Here is a 21,138-nt window from a genome sequence, read left to right as displayed (position 1 = left end):
TTTTATAGCTATACCTGTGTGTAAAACATGGGTATTTTTTATTTACGTTTCTTTATATGGTGGTAAACAAATATTATATTGAAATAAAATGTAATAATGGTATAATAATGTAAAATGGATTATGAATGTTTGAGAGGTATTAAGTTATGAAAGATATAGAATATATGAGGGAAATTTCAGAGAAGTTTAAAGCTTATTATGATATGAGTTTTAATATTAGAATGTTTAATAAGGATTTTGAAATGTTTGCAAAGTTCAATAATAGAACCGTTAAATACCTATTAACGAGAAAAAATGAAATTGATGCTTTTGAAAATAATGAGTATATATTTTATAAAAACATAAAATCGTTAAGTAGTGAATATATACATGGTATTAGAGAGTTTATAAATGAAAATGTAGAGGATATAGTGAATGTAAGTAATGAGCATATGAGTAGCATTATTACTTTTGTATTGTGTGGAGATATTCAATTAGATGAAGGTACAAAAAAGGCTATTAAGAAATTTAAATATTATAAAAGTTTTTTTTTAGGACTAAAAGGCTGGGTTAATGTGAAAATGGTATTCATAAACCCTATGACCCGGGAAATATACACTAATAAATTTGGAAAGGAGGATAGTAAAAGATTTATGCTAGAAAGTAAAAATTGAATAAAAAGGGGGCTTTATTAATGAATTCAGCTTTATTAATATTAGTGGCAATTATTCTTTTCTTAATAGCTTATACAGCTTATGGTGGATGGCTTGTGAAAAAATGGGGAATAGATGTAAATAAGCCTACACCAGCTCATACGCGAAATGATGGAATAGACTATGTTCCTACTAAAACTCCGGTGCTTCTAGGGCATCATTTTGCATCTATAGCAGGAGCAGGACCTATAGTAGGACCTATTGCAGCAGCTATATTTGGTTGGGTTCCAGTATTTTTATGGATAATTATAGGTAGTGTATTTTTTGGTGGAGTTCATGATATGGGATCACTATTTGCATCCGTAAGATATGATAGTAAATCTGTAGGTGAAGTTATAGAAAATAATATGGGAAGAAGAGGAAAAAGATTATTCTCAATATTTGCATGGCTTACTTTACTATTAGTTGTAGCAGCTTTTACAAATATATGCGCTAATACATTTGTAGCAGTTCCATCAGCAGCAACCTCTTCTTTATTATTTATGATTTTGGCAGTTGTATTTGGTGTTTGTGTTTATAGAAAAGGTTTTGGACTTGGTATAAGTACTGTTATAGGTGTAGTTTTGTTGTTTTTATGCATATGGCTTGGAATGAGATTTCCTCTTAGTCTATCCAAATCTACGTGGCTTATAATATTATTAGCATATATATTTATAGCATCTGTAACACCAGTTTGGATATTGTTACAGCCTAGAGATTATTTAAACTCTTTCTTATTATATGCTATGATGATTGGTGGATTTATTGGAATTATAGTGATGCATCCAGCTATTAAATTAGAGCCTGTAACATCTTTTAATGTAGGAGGACAATATTTATTTCCTATGTTGTTTGTAACTGTTGCATGTGGTGCTATTTCTGGCTTCCATTCATTAGTAGGTTCTGGAACATCATCTAAACAATTAGACAATGAAAAGGATATAAAACCAATAGGATATGGTGCAATGCTTATTGAAGGAGTTTTGGCTGTAGTAGCTATTATAACAGCAGCATATCTTACAAAAGGACAGCTTGGATCACTTCTTAAAGATGGAGGGCCAGTAAATGTATTTTCCACAGGACTTGGAACTTTTATGGATAGCTTTGGAATACCATTTAAAGTTGGAAAGAGTTTCACAGCTCTTGCAATTTCAGCTTTTGCACTAACTAGTTTAGATACGGCTACAAGAATTGGAAGATTTATATTCCAAGAGTTCTTTGAATCCTATAAGACTTCTGATAAAAAAGGTAATATATTAACTAATAGATTTGTTTCCACAGCTATAACAGTAGCTTTTGGAGGAATATTGACATTTAAGGGCTGGGAATTAATATGGCCATTATTTGGGGCAGCAAATCAATTATTGGCAGCACTAGCTTTGTTATCACTAGCTGTATGGCTAAAGAAATGTGGTAAAGAGCATAAAATGGCTACTATACCAATGATATTTATGTTTGCCGTAACTTTAGCTGCATTAGGATTGATGATAAAAGATAATATGAAGTTGGTAATAGGTGGTGAATTCAGCAAGTATGGTGTTTTGTTAATATTGTCAGTGTTATTAGCTATTTTATCAATAGTATTAATAGTAGAGGCTATAAAATCTTTGAAGAATAAAACTATAACGGCAGGAGAGAATTACAAGGCTTAGTAACAAATAAATATAAAATATAAAGCTAGTGCTTAGGCGCTAGCTTTATATTTGTGATTTTTTAGTATATTATGATTAACCCACAGTAACTCCCCGATAGTCCTACCAAAGGCGGAACCTTCTTCTTTGTTTGACACAAAATATATTAGCATAGCATCTTTGACTTGTTATTTCTTCTCATGTACCTAAGTAGAGGTAAAAACACATTGAATAATTGTTATTAATAAATATTAAAAAGTAGTTGACAAATAATATTTAACAATATATAATAGAGCCATAAGGTTGATTACAAGTTAAGAAAAAATTAAAACCTAACTGATTATTAAAATAATAATATTAAATGGAATTTGATAGGAGGAATTTTGTTATGAAAAAATTTGTTTGTACAGTATGTGGATATGTTTATGAAGGAGAAGAAGCTCCAGAAAAATGCCCTATATGTGGAGCACCAAAAGATAAATTTGTAGAGAAAAAGGATGAAATGTCTTGGGCAGATGAACATGTAATAGGAGTAGCTAAAGATGTAGATCCAGAAGTTATAGAAGGATTGAGAGCAAACTTTACTGGAGAATGTACAGAAGTTGGTATGTACCTTGCGATGAGTAGACAAGCTGATAGAGAAGGTTTCCCAGAAATAGCAGAAGCATATAAGAGAATAGCTTTTGAAGAAGCTGAACATGCTGCTAAATTTGCTGAATTACTTGGAGAAGTTGTAACAAATAGTACTAAGAAAAACTTACAAATGAGAGTAGATGCAGAGCATGGAGCATGTCAAGGTAAGAAAGATTTAGCAACACTTGCTAAAAAGTTAAACTACGATGCAATACATGATACAGTTCATGAAATGTGCAAAGATGAAGCTCGTCACGGTTGTGCATTCAAAGGTTTATTAAACAGATATTTCAAATAATAGTAATCCCCAAAATTAATATATAAGAACACATCCCAATAATCTTCCTCAATTTTTTAATAAAAGAGCTGGCCTTTAGGCCAGGGCAAACGCATATGATTTTTTGGCGCTAGCCCTTTTATTTTGTTGAAATAATGCTTATAATTTAAATTGTACAAAAGATAGAAAGGAAGATTATTATTAAACCAAACATGTTTGATATTGAAAGTATAATATTTGATGCATTTAATGAGGTCGAAGACCCACGAGGCGATAACAAGAGACATAAATTTATAGATATAATCGGTATAGCACTATGTGCTGTAACCAGTGGAATGGAATCTTATAATGAAATTGAAGAATTTGGAGAGTCAAGTGAAGAGTGGCTAAAGCAATATTTTGAGTTACCTAATGGAATTCCTTCACATGATACATTCAATAGGGTATTTTCCCAAATAAATCCTAAACAATTTCAAAAATGTTTTAATGAATTAATGAAGAATTTAGCTGAATTAGTAAATGGAGAAGTAGTATCTATAGATGGTAAAACAGTGAGAGGATCATCTTGTAATAGTTCAAATCAAAAATCAATTCATATGGTTAGTGCTTGGGCAAATCAGAATCAGGTAGTTTTAGGGCAAATCAAAACAGATGATAAATCAAATGAAATCACAGCAATTCCAAAATTAATTGAACTATTAGAATTAAAAGATACTATTGTTACAATTGATGCTATGGGAACTCAAAAGAAAATAGCAGAAGTTATTATAGAAAAAGAGGCTGACTATGTGTTGGCATTAAAAGAAAATCAGAAAACTCTTCATGACAATGTTGAATTATTTTTTGACTCTATATTGAGATATAAAAGTACAGATATAAAAGTACAAACCCATACTACTCATGATAAAGATCATGGGAGAATTGAAGCACGAAAATACTTTTTAGTTAATGAAATTTCATGGCTAGATAATAAAGAAGACTGGAGAAACATTCAATCTATAGGTATGGTTGAAAGAAAACGAATTGTAGGAGATAAAGAAACTTTTGAGCGAAGCTACTATATAACAAGTTTAGAGTCTATAGAGTTATTCTCAAATGCAGTTAGGCAACATTGGGGTATAGAAAATAAGCTCCATTGGGTTTTAGACGTATCTTTTAATGAGGATAAATGTAGAGCTAGAAAAGATAATTCAGCTGAAAATTTGGCTGTCTTACGACATTTAGCCTTAAATCTACTTAGACAAGAAAAAACTTTAAAGAAAAGTTTAAATATAAAAAAAGTTAAATGTGCATTAGATAAAAAATATCTAGAAAAAGTTATTTTCGACCCTCTACGAGGTAAAGAATAAAGAATATTAAAATACCACTAGGGAAAGTCTATGAATAGTTTTTTCAATATTCACTTTATTTATAGTAGCTCATTTATTTTACATATTTTATAAAAACGCATCTTTATATTGAAAGAAATACAATATAAAGATGCGTTTGCCCTGGCCTTTAGGCCGGCTTTTTTGTTGGGTAAATTTATGGTGTAATGCATATAGATGTACTATAATCATTAATAAACACAGGATTAAAATAATATACTCAACTTTCTCACATAATTCTTAAGTTCTTCATTAGATGAATAAAGGAAATATAATTTTATAAATGGGTAAGTTGAATAATATATTAATGTACTTGAGAAGAATAGTTAAATAAGGGGGTATCTTTTTGCTTAAATTAGTTATATGGGATATGGATGGAGTTGTAATAGACAGTGAACCTATACATAATAAAATATCTTTAGCTGCATACAAAAAATATGGAATAAATTTAACTGATGAAGAGGCTATGGATTTAATTGGAAAAAGTAATAAGGATATTTGGAGTGATTTTAAAGAGAAATATAGTTTAAAAGAAACAGTGGAAGATTTAACTAAAGAAGAATTGCTGCAAAACATAAAATATTATAATAAAAATCATGCAGAACCTATAAAGGGAGTAGTGGATTTATTAAAAGAATTAAAAGAAACTGGAATAAAAGTAGCATTAGCGTCTTCCTCACCAATGAGTTTTATAAATTTAATTTTAGATAAGCTACAAATTAAAGAATATTTTGGCTTGGTATTAAGTGGTGAGAACTTTACTAAGAGTAAGCCAGATCCACAATTATTTCTAGCAGCTTTAGATTATTTTAAGGTAAAACCAGAGGAAGCTGTTATTATAGAGGACTCAAATAAGGGAGTTATAGCAGCTAAAAGGGCAAATATAAATTGTGTGGGTTTTATAAATAAAAATTCTGGAAATCAAGATTTGAGTTTAGCAGATGTACAAGTAGAGGATTTACACAGTTTATGTCTTAAAGATTTAGAAGATATTTGTGCTAAAAGAGACTAGCATACTGATTTGTTATTTATTTGAATGTGCTTTAATATATAAAAAAGGTATTGAGAATTTTAAATCTCAATACCTTTTTTAATTTAGGAAATGTTATATATTAATATTATAGAAACATAGAGAAAAATTAACCCTACATCTCTGGAAGGACAAATTACTTTAAATTTAATTCGTTTAGAGTCTTTATAGGAACTACCATGTAATTATCTGTATTTAAATTTTTAACTTCTGCTGTGCCTTTATCTTTATCTAATTCCTCTATCCATATAGGTGTATTTTTATAATATACAGGTATATTGTTCCTAGTATCTATAATTTGTTTTGCTCTAGAGTAGTCCAAATCTTCCACCTCCCATGTTACTTCAATACTATTTTTAACGAAAATAATTATTTTATACCTATATTTTAAAAATTAATTACAAATGTTATAAAATATTTATAATCGAGACTGTAAAATCTTTTATCTTTGTGGCAGGTAATGTTTACAAATGTTATAATTTTCATACAGATTAAATTAATTATTACGAGGGGGTTAAAATGATGGAAGATTTTAATTATTCAATGCCTACAAAGATTTTTTATGGAGAAAATATAGTAGAAAAAAAGAAGGATATCTTTAAGGAGTTTGGTAAAAAAGCTCTTATTGTTACAGGAAAAAATTCTGCAAAGAAAAATGGCTCTTTAGATGATTTAACAAAGGTATTAAAAGAAGAAAATATAGAATACTCCATTTTTGATAAGATAGAAGAAAATCCACCTATGGAATTAGCTGAAGAAGGAGCAAAAATAGGAAAAGAGGAAAAGGTAGATTTTATAATAGGGATAGGAGGGGGATCTCCACTAGATTCAGCTAAGGGGATAGGAGTTTTAATAAACAATCCACAAGCTAAAAAGGAAGACTTGTACTCAAAAACACTAATGGAATCCATTCCCGTAATAGCTATACCAACTACTGCTGGGACAGGTTCAGAAGTTACTCAATATGCTATTTTTACAAATCACAAAGAAAAAACTAAGAAGGGCTTTTCGCACAAGGTGTTCCCTAAAATTGCTCTTTTAGACGCTAAGTATCTTATGGCAACCCCAGATAATGTAACTATAAATACTGGAATAGATGCTTTATCTCATATTATAGAAGGATATTTATCTGCTAATGCCAATATAATAAGCGATGCTTTAGCAAAACAGGGGCTTACATTATTTAAAGCTTGCAAAGATGCATTGTATAAAAAAGAGTTTGCCTATGAAATAAGAGAAAAACTTATGTTAATGTCTACTTTAGGCGGAATGGTTATAGCTCAATCAGGTACTTCTCTTCCTCATGGCATGGGATATGCACTTACATATTTCCACAAGATACCTCATGGTATGGCTAATGGACTTTTACTTAAAGAATATTTAGGTTTTTGTGAAGATAAAGAAAAAGTTGACACTATACTTAATTTAATGGGTATGAGAGATTTAAATGAATTGGGAGATTATTTAAGAACTCTTTTACCTTGTGAAATTTCTATAAGTAATGAGGAAATAAATAATTATACAGAGAGTATGATAAGTAATAAAGCTAAGCTTAAAAATCATCCTTATGAAGTTAAGAGAGAAGACGTATATAATATTTATAAAAATAGTCTTATATAGAATATATTGTGAAGCAAGTGCCATAAGAAAAATATGTCTTTAAGTCCACAATAAATATATTTTATTAGACTGTTCGCAATACGCCAAGGAATTCTAATGTTTTCAAATTTCAATCCCCTAAAGCTTTCAAACTCGCTTCTAACGGCGCTCAAACATGAAAGCTTCTTAACGGGTATTGAAATTTGAAAACAAAGAATTTCTAAAGCTAGCTCAATAGTCTAAGAAAATATATTTATTGTTACCTTAAAGACAGATTTTTCAGTTCATGCGTACATTGCTTCTAGGGGATATGGCCTACTAAAGGAAGATTTTCCTCCACTATGTTACGGAAAATCTTTAATTAAATAAATGGGATAACAAAAAGCTATAACTGTTTCATTAAATGGAGTAGTTATAGCTTTTCTTTAAAGGCTTAAAAATTTTTTTATTGGCGATAGCCAGGCTAAATAAACTCCGCCTGAGAATTAAGAACTGCCACTAAATCATTTTGGGACTAATATAAATCCTTAGTCATCAAATGTTTTTTAGTACTAGGACTAGTTTCTAGTTTCTAGATGTTAGAATTTGTTGTTATAATACATATATATGTTTCTTAACATATATGCCGATCATTCATTATAAATCAACAGGCTCACGCCCAATGTCATCAATTTAATATTCAATAATATGGATAATTAATTATGACATTAATAATTTATAAATGTAAAGCTAGTTATTTGTATTTTTTTGCACAAGAAATAGACACTACAAATCTGAAAAGATTTTTATAGTGTCAACATCAAAAATATAGTCCTGATTTTAGGATTTATAAGCTACGTTTTTTATTTTTTTCTATACTTTCCTCTTGTAATTATTTTGACACGTACATTTTGTCTATCAGGTCGTATTGGAATACTGCTTTTAGCAACTTGTTTCATGATGTCCTTATAAATTTTATTTCTTTTTCTTGGACTTGGTTCCAAAAGCATTATTATTAATTTGTCTTTTAAGCTGCCTATTAAAACATTTAAATTAGTTTTATATTCATGCTTATTAGCTTTATTTTTTCTTTCACTTTTTATAATATCATCACTATCTTTGCGAGCTAGCTCAATCATATTCGATAGATAAATTGATGCGTAAAAATCCTGCTCAATTGTTATTTTGGTTGTTCCTTAAAAATTCTCTATTTCAAGTCGATTTTTCAATTCATCATATTTTATTTCAACTCCCCATCTTTTGAAATATAGTTCCTTAAAATCTTGTATTTTCAGTTTAGCTTGATGACATTGGGCTCACGCCAAAATATATTAAATTTTATCCAATATTTTATTTTAATAATTGTTTATTGGCTAGTAACTAGGATTGAAAAGTAACCCAATGGCTACGCCTAAAAAATATTCTGAGTGCTTTCTTTTTTATAAATTAAAGATTTTCCGTAACGTAGTGGAGGAAAATCATCCTTTAGTTAGCTGCATTCCCCCATAGATAGCTTATGCATGAACCGAAAAATCACACTTTAAGGGAGTGAAACAATTGGAATTGGGGACTATGGAACTAGCTTTAGAACTTCTTATGTTTGCAGATTTCAATTCTCGTTAAGAAACCTTCTTGTTTGAGGGACGCAAGGAGCGAGTTAAGGTTTTAGGGAATTGAAATCTGCAAACATGTAGAAGTTCTTAGCGTATTGTGATTAGTCCCAAATTACAATTATTTCACGGACTTAAAGTGTGATTTTTCTTACGGCACTTGCTTCACAATATTTTTAAAGTGAGTACTAACTTAAAGGCTGATTTAATGTAACTAATTACTCACTATTTTTTACGTCCATTTATATAGTAATACTTGCAATCTATTTTTTCATGATTTAGGTAGCAATAATCTATATGACGTATCCTTTCTATATCAAAATTATGAAATATGCTTAAAATATCCTCACAATTAGCATAAAAATGTGGAACATCATTCTCAGGACCATCTTCTTTATTTAACACTGTATTTTCATCTATTTTAGGAAATCCAGACTTGCTAAAATCCCAAGATTCCTTAGAGCACATTGATGTATATATTTCTCCACCTTGCTTTAGAACTCGTTCTATTTCGTATATAACTTTCTTTATTCCTTCTATATCTGCATGTGAAATAGCATGATAAGCAAATACACAGTCAAAATAATTGTTCTCATATGGTAATGAAACCATATCCCCAAGTTTAGCGTCAATATCTAAACTTTCTTTTTTAGCCCATTCTTTTAAATGATTTACTCCGTAATCTGATATGTCTATAGCTGATACATCAAAACCTTGTTGCGCAAAAAATATTGAATGTCGTCCTAATCCGGCACCCAAATCTAAAACTTTTTTAAATCCTAACTCTGACCATTTGTTAGCAAGATAATAAACATCATCAGTTGGCTTTAACCACGGTGACTGGTTTGCTTTTTCCCATTCCCATCCTTTTGACTCTACCATTTAAATCTCCTCCAATTGAAATTAATAAAATAAGTGGCCATATAGTACGGTTCTCCGTAATTACTGCAAGTGAAGTTTCCCTAATTAATACCACTATATTTATTCTACATAATTATGGTATAATATCCAAGTTGCAATATGAAAATTCCGTAATAGGATGGCTACGGGGGTTTTGAATGTTTTATCCTCCTTATGGGCTATTGGTGAATTATTTCACTGTAGCTTATGAGGTGGTATTGGATATGTTTGATACTTTTATAAAGTGTATATCAGTTGTTTATGTGATTAGATTAATTCTGAAACATAATCTTTTTATACATCATTTAAAAATTAAGATTAAGTTTCTTGGTCTTGATATAGAAGTTAAAAGCAAAGCAAAAAGTGCCCCATCCTCATAAGATTAGCACCTTTTCTTAATTATCATTATATTAATTTCATCCAATAGCCCTAAAACAAAATAAATGTTCTAAGGATTAGCTTAGCGTTGGTAGCACTAAGCTTTTCTTATTTATATTATATCAAATTTTTATAAAAAATAAACCTATATAATTTTTCTCTTTTAAAATTTTAATTGTAATAATACAAATTAAGATTTACACAAACAACTGCCTTCTGGCAAAATAAAAACTATTTAATTTCAATTCTCAAATCATAGGAACTGGAATATACATTATTATGTAAAGAATATACAGGGAGTGTAAGTTTTGATAAATATAATTTGGTTTATTATTTTAGTTTCTAGTATAGTGTTTGGAATAGTCACAGGAAATGGGGAAGTTATATCAAAATCCATTGTAAAAACTACATATTCCACAGTAGAGCTTATGATTAAACTAGTAGGTATGATGTGCCTTTGGTGTGGAGTTATGAGGATAGCTCAAGAAAGCGGGCTTACGGATAAGCTGGCAAAGGGGTTAAGGCCTATACTTAAAAAATTATTTAAAAGTGCAGGGAGAGATGAAAAGGCTTTAGGAAATATAATTATGAATTTAACTGCAAATATGATGGGACTTTCAAATGCAGCTACTCCCTTTGGAATCAAAGCTATGGAAGATATGCAGAGGTTAAATCCAGATAAAAATAGAGCTAGTGATGATATGGCTCTATTTTTAGTATTAAATGCAGCCTGCATTCAAATAGTTCCCACCTCTGTAATATCCATAAGAGCTGCAGCTAACTCTCAAAATCCTGCTAGCATAATGATACCAGCCATAATAGCTACAGGCACTGCCGCAGTGGTGGGGTGTATTTGCTGCAAAGTACTTCAAAGATATTTTTAGAAATTTAAAATTTGGAATGTAAAATGAGGGACTAGGGTGTTAATTATAGAGGAGAGGGAGCAATACTAGCCTTCTAGCCCCCTAGCCCCCTATATTTGGGGGTGTTAAAGTGGATTATGTTATAAAATCAATAATTCCTATAGTTATAGGTTTTATAGTTATATATGGTATGAAAAATGGGGTTAAGGTTTATGAATGCTTTGTAGAAGGTGCTAAAGATGGTATAGGCATATGTGTGAAGATATTTCCATATTTATTGGCAATGCTAATAGCAGTGGGGGTTTTTACAGATTCAAGACTTTTAGATGCATTCATTAATCTTGTAAGACCCGTAGTTAAAATAATAGGTCTTCCCCCAGAGGTGGTACCACTGGTAATGGTGAAGCCTCTTTCGGGTAGTGGAGCTTTAGGAGTATTTACAGATATTTTAAAGAGATATGGAGCAGATAGTTATATAGGGCTAGTAGCTTCCATAGTTATGGGGTCTACGGAAACCATATTTTATACACTTACAGTTTATTATGGTGCAGTAAAAATAAAAAAAATAAGGCATACACTATGGGCAGCTATCTTTGCTGATTTAACAGCAATAATTATGGCAGTAACTTTAGCAAGATTTATGTTTTGATAGACGCTATAGATTTAATAGAATTTTTAAATGCAATAGAGTTGTGGAGGAAAATGGAGAAATCATTAGATAGAATAATGCCAAAGAAATAAAAGGTATTGAATAACTCTTTTGAACGTAAAACGCACTTGATTTTGTTCCAATTTTTTAATATAATGTTTATAAATTCTTAACAAAGTAATAATTTAAATAGAAGGAGGCGTTTGAATAAAATGATAGAATTAATGGGGGTAAGTAAAACTTATAATGGCAGCGCTTATGCTGTACAGGACTTGAATTTGAATATAAGAGATGGTGAGATATTTGGATTTTTAGGACCTAATGGTGCAGGAAAAACAACCACAATAAAGATGATAACAGGGGTACTGTCAGCTACTGATGGAAACATAAAAATAAACGGACTAGATATAGCAAAGGAACCATTGAAAGCTAAAAAAATATTTGGTTTTGTTCCTGATAGTCCAGATATGTTCTTGAGATTAAAAGGAATAGAATATCTTAATTTTATGGCTGATGCTTATGATGTTTCTGCAGAGGATAGAAAAGCGAGAATAGAAAGCTTAAGTAAAAGGTTCCAAATGGAAGCGGCCTTAAATGATCAAATTCAAAGTTATTCCCATGGTATGAGACAAAAAATAGTAATAATGGGTGTTCTAGTACATAATCCTGAAGTATGGATATTAGACGAGCCTATGACAGGATTAGACCCAAAATCTTCTTATTTGTTAAAAGAGATGATGAGAGAACATGCTAATTCAGGTAAAACAGTGTTTTTCTCTACCCACGTTTTAGAGGTGGCAGAAAAAATCTGTGATAGAGTAGCTATAATAAACAAAGGTAAAATCTTATTCTGCGGCACTTTAGATGAAATGAGGGAGCATTTTAAAGAAAATGAATCTCTTGAAAAAATGTTCTTGGAGATGACTGAAAATGAGTAAATGTTGGCTTTTAATAAAGCTATTTTTAAAAACTAATAAAGAAGGATTTCAGCAGAATAAGAAAAAAAGCAAATTTAAACTTAATGAAAAACTTATGTATTTAATTCTGGTAATAGCATTTTTACCTCTAGCATTTATGATAGGAGATATGGTATCAAATTTCTATGAGGGACTTGAGATGATAAATCAGCAAGGCATTATACTAGGGGTAGGTTTTGCTATATCCAGTTTATTAATATTTTTCTTTGGAATATTTTATTGTATAAACACTATGTATTTTGCTAGGGATGTAGAGAATATTTTGCCACTACCTTTTAAACCCTGGGAAATTGTAACAGCTAAGTTTGTAACAATTCTAATATATGAGTATTTAACAGAAGCTATATTTATGCTTCCAATAATAGTAGTATATGGAGTAAAAAGTGGAGCATCGGTTTTATACTACTTATATAGTGCAATTGTATTTTTAACATTGCCTATAGTACCATTAGTTATTTCATCAATAATAGTAATGTTAATTATGAGTTTTACTGGTTTAGCAAAAAATAAGGATAGGTTTAGAAAGATTGGTGGTATTGTAGGTTTAATCTTAATATTGTTTATGAATTCATATATGCAAAAGATTAGCCAAAATTCATTAGATCCTAAAAAGTTAAGTAAGATGGTAATGGAAAGAAATAATGGATTTGTAAATATAGTAACTAAGATATTTCCTTCTACTAAATTTGCAGCTTTTAGTGCTATAAATAGTGATAATATAAGCGGGCTTTTAAATTTACTTATATTTCTTTCTATAAGCATACTTTCAATGTTTATATTTAATATTATAGCGGAGAAATTATACTTTAAGGGAGCTATAGGTATTTCAGAAACCTCTTCAAAGAGAAAGAAATTAAGCTCTAAGGAGTTTAGTAAAACCACCATAAAACAATCTATTTTATTATCCTATACTAAAAAAGAGTTGAAATTATTATTTAGAACTCCAATATATTTTTATAATTGTATATTGATGAATTTTTTATGGCCAGTGTTTTTTATAATTCCAATGGCAGTAAATTCAAATAATGGATTAGATCAATTGACAGGTTTAGGCGAACATCTTAAAGATCCATCTATAGGTGGATTAGTAATAGCAATAGCCTTTGCAATAGTAATTTTTGTTGCAGGAACCAATGGTATAACATCCACAGCTATATCTAGGGAAGGAAAGGATATATATGTTTGTAAGTACATTCCAGTACCTTTTAAAACTCAAATAATGGCTAAAATTTTATCAGGAGCTATTATGGGTCTTGTAGCAGAACTTATGATGCTTATAATTGCAGGAGCTATAATCAGAGTACCTATAAAACTAGTTATAATAATACTAATTTTATCACTTTTAGCTATAGCTTATGTAAATATGCTTGGTATATTAATTGATTTATACCATCCTAAATTGAGTTGGGCTAATGAACAGCAAGCGGTAAAGCAAAATTTAAATGCATTATTTGAAATGATAATTTCCTGGGTAAGTATAGGAGCCTTGATGTTTTTAGTAATAAAATTCGAATTAGATTTATTATATACTATATTACTTATAGTAGGGCTTTTCGGTATAATAGATTTAATTCTATATGTTATAATAAGTTCAAAGGGTGTAAAGAGATTTGCCAAATTAGGTGAATAATTTATTAAAAATTGTATATAGTATCTGCTACTGAATTGTTTTAAAATTATTTCAGTAGCAGTTCTTTATATTGTAGTGTAATTTATATAAAGCTTAAGTTTTATATTACATTTTAAATTTAGAATTTAAAATGTAGGTTGAAATTCCTAGGGAATCTCTTAAATTATAAATTTTCAAATTCTATTTTATAACTGTCAAAGTTGAATTTAATATTTTATAGCATATAAATTGTAGGAGGTAGATATTGTGGATAAAAATGTAAAATGGTTTATGGAGCAAAGGGTGGCGAAGACAATAGAAAACCTAGAAAAAAACAATATGGAAGGCTATTTTGTTCAAGATGAAAAAGAACTTATACAAAAGGTAAAAGAAATTGTAAATGAGGGTTCCAAAGTATCAGTAGGTGGTTCTATGACATTATTTGAAACAGGGATTATAGATTTTTTAAGGAATGGAAAATATAAATTTTTAGATAGGTATGAAGAAGGATTAAAGGGTGAAGATATAAAGAAAATTTATAGAGAAAGTTTTTTTGCAGATGCATATTTTTCATCTACTAATGCTTTAACTGAATCAGGAGAATTATTTAATATAGATGGTAATGGAAACAGAGTAGCTGCTATGATTTATGGACCAGATCAGGTAATAGTTATAGTAGGTATAAACAAAATAGTTAAGGATTTAAGGGAAGCTGAAGATAGAGTTAAAAACTATGCCGCTCCTATAAATGCTAAAAGACTTAATAAGAATAACCCATGTACAAAGGTTGGATATTGTGTAGACTGTAGCGCACCAGGAAGAATCTGCAGTCACTATGTAGTTATGGGAAAACAGAATCTTGGAAATAAAGGAAGAGTTAAAGTTATTATTGTAAACAAAGAACTAGGATATTAAGAATAAATTGTGAAATAATACATTGAAGAAAAATCTGATTTTAATTCCGTAATAAATGTGTAATTGGGGACTGTTCACAATACGCCAAGAACTTCTAAATGTCTCACAGTTAAAGCCCCTAAAGCTTTCAAACTCACTCGTTCCTCGTTGAAACATGAAAGCTTCTTAACGGGTCTTTAACTGTGAGACATAAGAAGTTCTACGGCTAGTTCAATAGTCCCCAATCCCACATTTATTACTACATTAAAATCAGATTTTTAGTTTAATATGTTTATGGTTGGAAAGGGAAGCCTACTAAAGGAGGATTTTCCTCCACTATGTTACGGAAAATCTTTAATTAAATAAATGGGATAGCAAAAAGCTATAACTGTTTCATTAAATGGAGTAGTTATAGCTTTTCTTTAAAGGCTTAAAAATTTTTTATTGGCGATAGCCAGCCTAAATAAACTCCGCCTGAGAATTAAGAACTGCCACTAAATCATTTTGGGACTAATATAAATCCTTAGTCATCAAATGTTTTTTAGTACTAGGTTTTAGTTTCTAGATGTTGGAATTTGTTGTTATAATGCATATATATGTTTCTTAACATATATGTCGATCATTCATTATAAATCAACAAGCTCACGCCAAAAAAACTTTATAAAGCACTAAATAAGGCCTAATATATTTTGCCGTGACGCATTGATTTATATAAATCTTAAATTTGTAGTGTAGACCAGGTAAGAGCTCTTACTTCTTATCTACAAGTTCTTATTTATCCAACAATTAAAGTTATATATTCTTATATATAAATCCTAATTATGCCTACGTATTTACGCTGGCTGCCGCCAATAAAAGATTTTCCATAGCGAAACGGAGGAAAATTATCCTTTAGTCAGCTGTGTTCCTCCTCTGATAGCCTATGCATGAACTGAAAAATCTGTCTTTAAGGTAACAATAAATATATTTTCTAAGACTATTGAGCTAGTCTTAGAAATTCTTTGTTTTCAAATTTTAATGCCCGTTAAGAAGCTTTCATGTTTGAGCGCCGCCAGAAGCGAGTTTGAAAGCTTTAGGGTATTGAAATTTGAAAACATTAGAATTTCTTGGCGTATTGCGAGTAGTCTAAGAAAATATATTTATTGTGGACTTAAAGACAGATTTTTTTATTGCACTTGCTTCACAACATTCTTATATTGTGTTTTTGAATTTCCTTCTAAATAAGATTATTATAAGAATTCCGTCAAAAGTCCACTGTACGGCTGTAATCCACCATACGTATGTTACAGGTAATTTTAAAACATAAACTATGTAGTACATTAGGGGAAGTCTTATAAACCAGCTGGATATAAAGGCTATTATAAACGGAGTTTTGGTATCGCCCATACCCTTTAGGGCTCCACCGTAAATCATAGAAAAGGCCATTAAAGGTTGTTCTACTGAGGCTATCATTAAGCAGATAGAACCTAAATTTATAACATCTTTAGCACTGGATTGAATGAAGAGAGATATTAAGAATTTAGGGAATAATAAAAAAGTCAAGCCACATAAACCCATTATTATAGAACCTAATATAGCACAGGTATCAGCATAAGTTTTGGCTTCTTTGTAGTTTTTTTCTCCTACTTTATGTCCAACTAAAGTAGTTGCAGCTACGGCAAAACCCCAGCCAGGCATAAATGAAAGAGATTCTATGGTGGTGGTTATTTGATTTGCAGCAAAGGGAATACTTCCTAAGTGCATTATCATAAAAGTACTTATTAATCTTGAAATATCAAATGCGCCTTCTTGAAGAGAAGAAGGTATAGATAATTTTATTAAGTTTTTTAAGCTAGAAAAATTAATGTTTTTTATGTACTTAAGGTGCAGTTTTATTTTGGATTTTTTAATATTATATATAAAGGCATATGCAAATCCAAATACTTGTGCTATAAGTGTAGCTAGCGCAGCACCTTTTACACCTAGCTCAGGGAAAGGTTTTACTCCAAATATCATCATATAGTCTAATACTAAATTTACTATATTTATTAGAGCAGAAATAAAAAGTGGCGTTTTAGTATTGCCGTATCCACGAAGTATTCCATTTAAAAGGCTAAGTAACATATTGAAAAATAGTGCTATAGAAGCTATTTTCATATAATCAATACCTAGTTTTAAAATTTCTCCTTTAGCTCCGGCTATAATTAATATATTTTTACAAAATGTAAAGCAAAGTATTAATATTAATAATGCTATAATGGAACCTATGAAAAATCCTAAGGAGGCGTATTCCTCAGCTGCCTTAAGATCTTTTGCTCCGTATTTTCTAGCTATTAAAGAAGTTACACCTACAGATATACCTACAGCAATAAATATGTTTACAAAGGTATAGAGTATCTCAGAACTTAATCCTACAGAACTTACGCCTACGTCCCCACCATACCAACCTACCATCATGGTGTCTAATACCCAGATCATCATATAAAGTGTCATTTCTCCCACAGCAGGCAAGGCTAGTTTTAAAACATCTTTTATTGTTTTTTTATTTAGTGATTTAAAAATAAAAATTCCCCCTTTTAATATAGCAATTTATTTACAGTATAATTGCAAAATTATTTAATGATTAACCCACAATAAGGTACAATGTAATGGAATTATGAAATTTCTCCTCCATGACTTGCATAAGAGCTTGGAACAATAAATTTAAATAGTTCCTTCGCTTCTTATGCAACTCATTCCAGAGAAATTTCATAATTCAAGCAATGTAATGCTTTTTGTGGGATAATCATTTAATATCTTTTTATTAAGAGCACAGTATCATGTTAATATATTTTTTATAATAAAACAATATTTATTAATTTACTGAACTTTCATTGATAATTGATCATTAAAATTTATGTGAGAAAGCTGAGTTATTAATAAATTAAATAAGAAAAAAAGGGAAATACTATATAAATGTATAATAGAAATAGAAGATATGATAGATGAATTAAGCAATGTATAAGCGTAATTTTATGTTTTAAAGTTTGGAAGGGGCGAATGGTCTGGATATAAAGAGGTTTTATAAGAAGACAAACTATCTGAGTAAAATATATGAAGTTGATGCTACAACAAAAAATTATATTATAGAAATTTCTCTTGATAAATATACTGACGTTTTTAACGATTGGGATCATGCATCTTTTAAAAAAAGAGATATAGACCCAGATTTAGTATTTTTTCTGGAGAGTTGTTCTGAAGATATACCTTTAAAATATGGTATAGATATATGTTTTTATCTTCCAAAGGAGATACAAGATAAAGATAGGGAGAGGATAATAGTATCTGGACTAAAAACTTACTATTCTTTTTATTATCATACAGAAAGAAGAACTTTAAAAGAATCTTACAAAAAATATCTTGGATATATAATAGTGGCGTTTATATTTTTAGCCCTTTCATATATTATGGCTAATTTTGCTAAAAACGAAATTGTATATGTAACGTTATCACAGGGAATTAATATTGGAGGATGGGTTTTTCTTTGGGAAGCTATATCTTTTGTATTTTTTAAGAGAAGAAAAATAGTTTATGATATAAAGACTTATGAAAGGTTAGCCGGGGCAAGTGTATACTTTAAATATGATAATGTAAAGCGACGAATAGATTAAAAATTTAAAATAGTAATCCAAATTAATAGTTGAAGAAATTAAGGATATAGTATTGACATAAGATTTACTATATTATATCATTAAGTTAAATTTAATTTTGCATATGTTATAATATGTGCAAAAGTTATTAATAATTATAGATGTTATATATGGTTATTTAAATGTTATGACGGGAAGAGTAATAAGTAGAAGTATTTAAAGAGAGCTGGATTAGGTGAAAGCCAGTAATATAGAAACTTATGAACATGGCCCCTGAACAGACTGCTTGAATTTTTAGTAGGGCAGTACGTAAGCAGACGTTATACTGCAAGATGATGATGGTCATCTGTTTGAGGTCACTTTTATAAAATTAGTGATGAATTAGAGTGGTACCGCGTATATTTACGCCTCTATGTGGAGATAAAAATTCATATAGAGGCGTTTTTTATTTTGTATTTTAATATGTATATTTAAAAAATAGTAATATTACTAAGGGAGGTAGAAAAATGGAAAATAAGAAGACTTTTTATATAACTACACCAATTTATTATCCATCAGCAAAATTACATATAGGAAACACATACACAACTGTTGCTGCAGATGCAGTGGCTAGATTCAAAAGGCTTACAGGATATGATGTAATGTTTTTGACAGGTTCTGATGAGCATGGACAAAAGATTCAAAGAATAGCAGAAGAAAAAGGGGTTAGGCCTAAAGCTTATGTAGATGAAATAGTAGAAACTATAAAACATCTTTGGAGTATAATGAATATAAGCTATGATGATTATATAAGAACTACTGATGACTACCATATTGAAACAGTTAAAAAAATATTCAATAAGTTATATGAGCAAGGGGATATATACAAAGACAGTTATGAAGGATGGTATTGTACTCCATGCGAATCCTTTTGGACAGAAACTCAACTTGTAGATGGAAAGTGCCCAGATTGTGGAAGACCAGTAGAAAAAGCTAAAGAAGAAGCCTACTTTTTTAAGATGTCTAAATATGCAGATAAACTTATAGACTATATAGAAACTCATCCACACTTTATACAACCAGAGTCAAGAAAAAATGAAATGCTAAATAACTTTTTACGACCAGGACTTCAAGATCTTTGTGTATCAAGAACTTCATTTAACTGGGGAATACCTGTGGAATTTGATAAAGGACATGTGGTATATGTTTGGATAGACGCACTTTCAAATTATATATCTATTCTTGGATATCAAAATTCAAGAAAAGATCTAATGGAAAAATACTGGCCTGCAGATGTACATCTTGTAGGAAAGGATATCATAAGATTCCATACAATTTATTGGCCAATTATGTTAATGGCTTTAGACTTACCACTACCTAAGCAAGTATTTGGACATGGATGGCTTTTAGTTGATGGCGGAAAGATGTCAAAATCAAAAGGAAATGTAGTGGATCCAGAAATTCTTGTAAATGAATTTGGAACAGATGCAGTTAGATATTACCTGCTTCATGAAATACCGTTTGGATCTGATGGAATATTTACAAATGAAAAATTCATAAATAAGACTAATTCAGATTTGGCAAATGATCTTGGAAATTTAGTTTCAAGAACTGTGGCTATGATTCAGAAATATTTCAACTCAGTAATACCTGCACCAACAGCTAAAGAGCATATAGATAATGAAATAATCTCTTTAGCATTAGCTACTCCAAAGAAAGTAGACGAGGCTGTGGATAGTTACAAATTACCAGAAGCATTAGATCACATTTGGAATCTTATAAAGAGAGCTAATAAATATATAGATGAGACAATGCCTTGGGCTCTTGCAAAAGAAGAGGACAAAAAGGAGAGATTGGGAACTGTACTTTATAATTTATCAGAAACTATAAGATTTGTATCAGTACTTGTATCTTCTTTCTTACCAGAAACTAGCGAAAAAATAAATGAAAAATTAAATGTTGAACTTACTTCTTGGGATACACTAGCATCTTTTGACGGGACTAAAGCTGGTACAAAGGTAGATAAGGGACAAAACTTATTCCCAAGGATTGATGTGGAAAAGAAATTAGAAGAGTTAGAGAAAATAAGACAAGAACAACTTTCAAAGGCAGAGGCGCAAAAAGTACAGCCTATGCAGCCATTAAAACCGGAAATAACTATAGATGATTTTGATAAGATTGATTTAAGAGTGGTTAAGGTTTTAGAGTGTGAACCAGTGAAAAAAGCTAACAAACTTTTAAAATTAAAAGTTGATTTAGATGGAGAAGAAAGACAGGTGGTATCTGGCATAGCTAAATACTATAAACCAGAAGATTTAGTAGGGAAATATGTAGTATTAGTTGCTAACTTAAAACCTGTTAAATTAAGGGGAGAGATTTCACAAGGAATGATACTTGCGGCATCCACTGACGATGACAGCAAATTATTTACTGTAAGTATTCCAGGTGATTTACCAACAGGAAGCCAGGTGAGATAATTATTAG

The 21,138-nt window shown here is 30.2% G+C and carries 17 protein-coding genes and 1 other annotated feature; of the genes, 13 read left to right on the top strand and 4 right to left on the bottom strand.

What is annotated here, in order from left to right:
* Nucleotides 1-146 precede the first annotated feature (146 nt).
* From CC89_RS17490 to CC89_RS17470, 5 genes are all read left to right on the top strand, one after another.
* Nucleotides 147-653: a DUF8052 family protein gene (locus CC89_RS17490; RefSeq protein WP_035294364.1), complete on the top strand. Its 507-nt coding sequence runs from the start codon at nucleotides 147-149 to the stop codon at nucleotides 651-653.
* Nucleotides 654-673: 20 nt separating this feature from the next.
* Nucleotides 674-2,323 (top strand): carbon starvation CstA family protein, encoded by a 1,650-nt coding sequence (locus CC89_RS17485; protein ID WP_035294361.1) that lies wholly within the window; start codon nucleotides 674-676, stop codon nucleotides 2,321-2,323.
* A gap of 367 nt (nucleotides 2,324-2,690) precedes the next feature.
* The gene (locus CC89_RS17480; protein WP_035294359.1) at nucleotides 2,691-3,233 is read left to right on the top strand and encodes an NADH peroxidase; all 543 of its coding nucleotides are present in this window, start codon (nucleotides 2,691-2,693) and stop codon (nucleotides 3,231-3,233) included.
* Nucleotides 3,234-3,424: 191 nt separating this feature from the next.
* Nucleotides 3,425-4,561: an ISAs1 family transposase gene (locus CC89_RS17475; protein ID WP_035289540.1), complete on the top strand. Its 1,137-nt coding sequence runs from the start codon at nucleotides 3,425-3,427 to the stop codon at nucleotides 4,559-4,561.
* A gap of 364 nt (nucleotides 4,562-4,925) precedes the next feature.
* Nucleotides 4,926-5,591 (top strand): HAD family hydrolase, encoded by a 666-nt coding sequence (locus CC89_RS17470; protein WP_035294357.1) that lies wholly within the window; start codon nucleotides 4,926-4,928, stop codon nucleotides 5,589-5,591.
* Between the two features lie 154 nt (nucleotides 5,592-5,745).
* Here the strand turns inward: CC89_RS17470 and CC89_RS17465 are convergent, their stop codons facing one another.
* Nucleotides 5,746-5,931 carry an H-type small acid-soluble spore protein gene (locus CC89_RS17465; protein ID WP_035294355.1) on the bottom strand — a complete coding sequence of 62 codons (186 nt, stop codon included), beginning with the start codon at nucleotides 5,929-5,931 and terminating at the stop codon, nucleotides 5,746-5,748.
* A 200-nt stretch (nucleotides 5,932-6,131) separates the two neighbouring features.
* Between CC89_RS17465 and CC89_RS17460 the strand changes: the two genes are divergently transcribed.
* Nucleotides 6,132-7,229, top strand: coding sequence for an iron-containing alcohol dehydrogenase family protein (locus tag CC89_RS17460; protein WP_035294353.1), 1,098 nt, complete (start codon nucleotides 6,132-6,134; stop codon nucleotides 7,227-7,229).
* Nucleotides 7,230-8,050: 821 nt separating this feature from the next.
* Here CC89_RS17460 and CC89_RS21270 read toward each other — a convergent pair.
* Both CC89_RS21270 and CC89_RS17450 read right to left on the bottom strand, forming a co-directional pair.
* The gene (locus tag CC89_RS21270; RefSeq protein WP_035294351.1) at nucleotides 8,051-8,326 is read right to left on the bottom strand and encodes a hypothetical protein; all 276 of its coding nucleotides are present in this window, start codon (nucleotides 8,324-8,326) and stop codon (nucleotides 8,051-8,053) included.
* A gap of 696 nt (nucleotides 8,327-9,022) precedes the next feature.
* Nucleotides 9,023-9,679: a class I SAM-dependent methyltransferase gene (locus tag CC89_RS17450; protein WP_035294350.1), complete on the bottom strand. Its 657-nt coding sequence runs from the start codon at nucleotides 9,677-9,679 to the stop codon at nucleotides 9,023-9,025.
* A gap of 704 nt (nucleotides 9,680-10,383) precedes the next feature.
* Here CC89_RS17450 and CC89_RS17440 point away from each other — a divergent pair.
* The 5 genes from CC89_RS17440 (at nucleotide 10,384) to CC89_RS17420 (ending at nucleotide 15,088) form a co-directional block, all read left to right on the top strand.
* Nucleotides 10,384-10,959: a nucleoside recognition domain-containing protein gene (locus CC89_RS17440; protein ID WP_035294347.1), complete on the top strand. Its 576-nt coding sequence runs from the start codon at nucleotides 10,384-10,386 to the stop codon at nucleotides 10,957-10,959.
* Nucleotides 10,960-11,068: 109 nt separating this feature from the next.
* Complete coding sequence (locus CC89_RS17435) at nucleotides 11,069-11,587, top strand: spore maturation protein (protein ID WP_035294344.1); 519 nt, start codon at nucleotides 11,069-11,071, stop codon at nucleotides 11,585-11,587.
* A gap of 212 nt (nucleotides 11,588-11,799) precedes the next feature.
* Nucleotides 11,800-12,525: an ABC transporter ATP-binding protein gene (locus CC89_RS17430; protein WP_035294342.1), complete on the top strand. Its 726-nt coding sequence runs from the start codon at nucleotides 11,800-11,802 to the stop codon at nucleotides 12,523-12,525.
* Nucleotides 12,518-14,194, top strand: a complete 1,677-nt coding sequence (locus CC89_RS17425) for a putative ABC transporter permease subunit (RefSeq protein ID WP_035294340.1) — start codon at nucleotides 12,518-12,520, stop codon at nucleotides 14,192-14,194. The genes CC89_RS17430 and CC89_RS17425 overlap by 8 nt, the downstream gene beginning before the upstream one ends.
* A 246-nt stretch (nucleotides 14,195-14,440) precedes the next feature.
* On the top strand, nucleotides 14,441-15,088 hold the full coding sequence (locus tag CC89_RS17420) for a lactate utilization protein (RefSeq protein ID WP_035294338.1): 648 nt from the start codon (nucleotides 14,441-14,443) through the stop codon (nucleotides 15,086-15,088).
* 1,170 nt (nucleotides 15,089-16,258) lie between these two features.
* On the opposite strand, the gene CC89_RS17415 is transcribed toward CC89_RS17420, so the two are convergent.
* Nucleotides 16,259-17,608 (bottom strand): MATE family efflux transporter, encoded by a 1,350-nt coding sequence (locus tag CC89_RS17415; protein WP_035294336.1) that lies wholly within the window; start codon nucleotides 17,606-17,608, stop codon nucleotides 16,259-16,261.
* Nucleotides 17,609-18,072: 464 nt separating this feature from the next.
* Between CC89_RS17415 and CC89_RS17410 the strand changes: the two genes are divergently transcribed.
* The gene (locus CC89_RS17410) at nucleotides 18,073-18,696 is read left to right on the top strand and encodes a hypothetical protein (protein ID WP_051931952.1); all 624 of its coding nucleotides are present in this window, start codon (nucleotides 18,073-18,075) and stop codon (nucleotides 18,694-18,696) included.
* A 157-nt stretch (nucleotides 18,697-18,853) separates the two neighbouring features.
* Nucleotides 18,854-19,090 (top strand) — a binding site (T-box leader).
* A gap of 91 nt (nucleotides 19,091-19,181) precedes the next feature.
* The gene (metG, locus tag CC89_RS17405) at nucleotides 19,182-21,131 is read left to right on the top strand and encodes a methionine--tRNA ligase (RefSeq protein ID WP_035294334.1); all 1,950 of its coding nucleotides are present in this window, start codon (nucleotides 19,182-19,184) and stop codon (nucleotides 21,129-21,131) included.
* Nucleotides 21,132-21,138 lie beyond the last annotated feature (7 nt).

This window comes from Clostridium sp. KNHs214, from assembly GCF_000744935.1.
Classification (GTDB): Bacteria; Bacillota; Clostridia; order Clostridiales; family Clostridiaceae; genus Haloimpatiens.
Note: the sequence above shows the minus strand (reverse complement) of the source record. Positions and strands in the feature narration are given on the sequence as shown.

Excerpts from the sequence above, each read along its gene's own strand:
- CC89_RS17480 (WP_035294359.1), top strand. The coding sequence starts at position 2,691 with ATGAAAAAATTTGTTTGTACAGTATGTGGATATGTTTATGAAGGAGAA.
- CC89_RS17450 (WP_035294350.1), bottom strand. The coding sequence starts at position 9,679 with ATGGTAGAGTCAAAAGGATGGGAATGGGAAAAAGCAAACCAGTCACCG.
- CC89_RS17425 (WP_035294340.1), top strand. The coding sequence starts at position 12,518 with ATGAGTAAATGTTGGCTTTTAATAAAGCTATTTTTAAAAACTAATAAA.
- CC89_RS17460 (WP_035294353.1), top strand. The coding sequence starts at position 6,132 with ATGGAAGATTTTAATTATTCAATGCCTACAAAGATTTTTTATGGAGAA.
- metG (WP_035294334.1), top strand. The coding sequence starts at position 19,182 with ATGGAAAATAAGAAGACTTTTTATATAACTACACCAATTTATTATCCA.
- CC89_RS17485 (WP_035294361.1), top strand. The coding sequence starts at position 674 with ATGAATTCAGCTTTATTAATATTAGTGGCAATTATTCTTTTCTTAATA.
- CC89_RS17475 (WP_035289540.1), top strand. The coding sequence starts at position 3,425 with ATGTTTGATATTGAAAGTATAATATTTGATGCATTTAATGAGGTCGAA.
- CC89_RS17430 (WP_035294342.1), top strand. The coding sequence starts at position 11,800 with ATGATAGAATTAATGGGGGTAAGTAAAACTTATAATGGCAGCGCTTAT.
- CC89_RS21270 (WP_035294351.1), bottom strand. The coding sequence starts at position 8,326 with ATGATTGAGCTAGCTCGCAAAGATAGTGATGATATTATAAAAAGTGAA.
- CC89_RS17490 (WP_035294364.1), top strand. The coding sequence starts at position 147 with ATGAAAGATATAGAATATATGAGGGAAATTTCAGAGAAGTTTAAAGCT.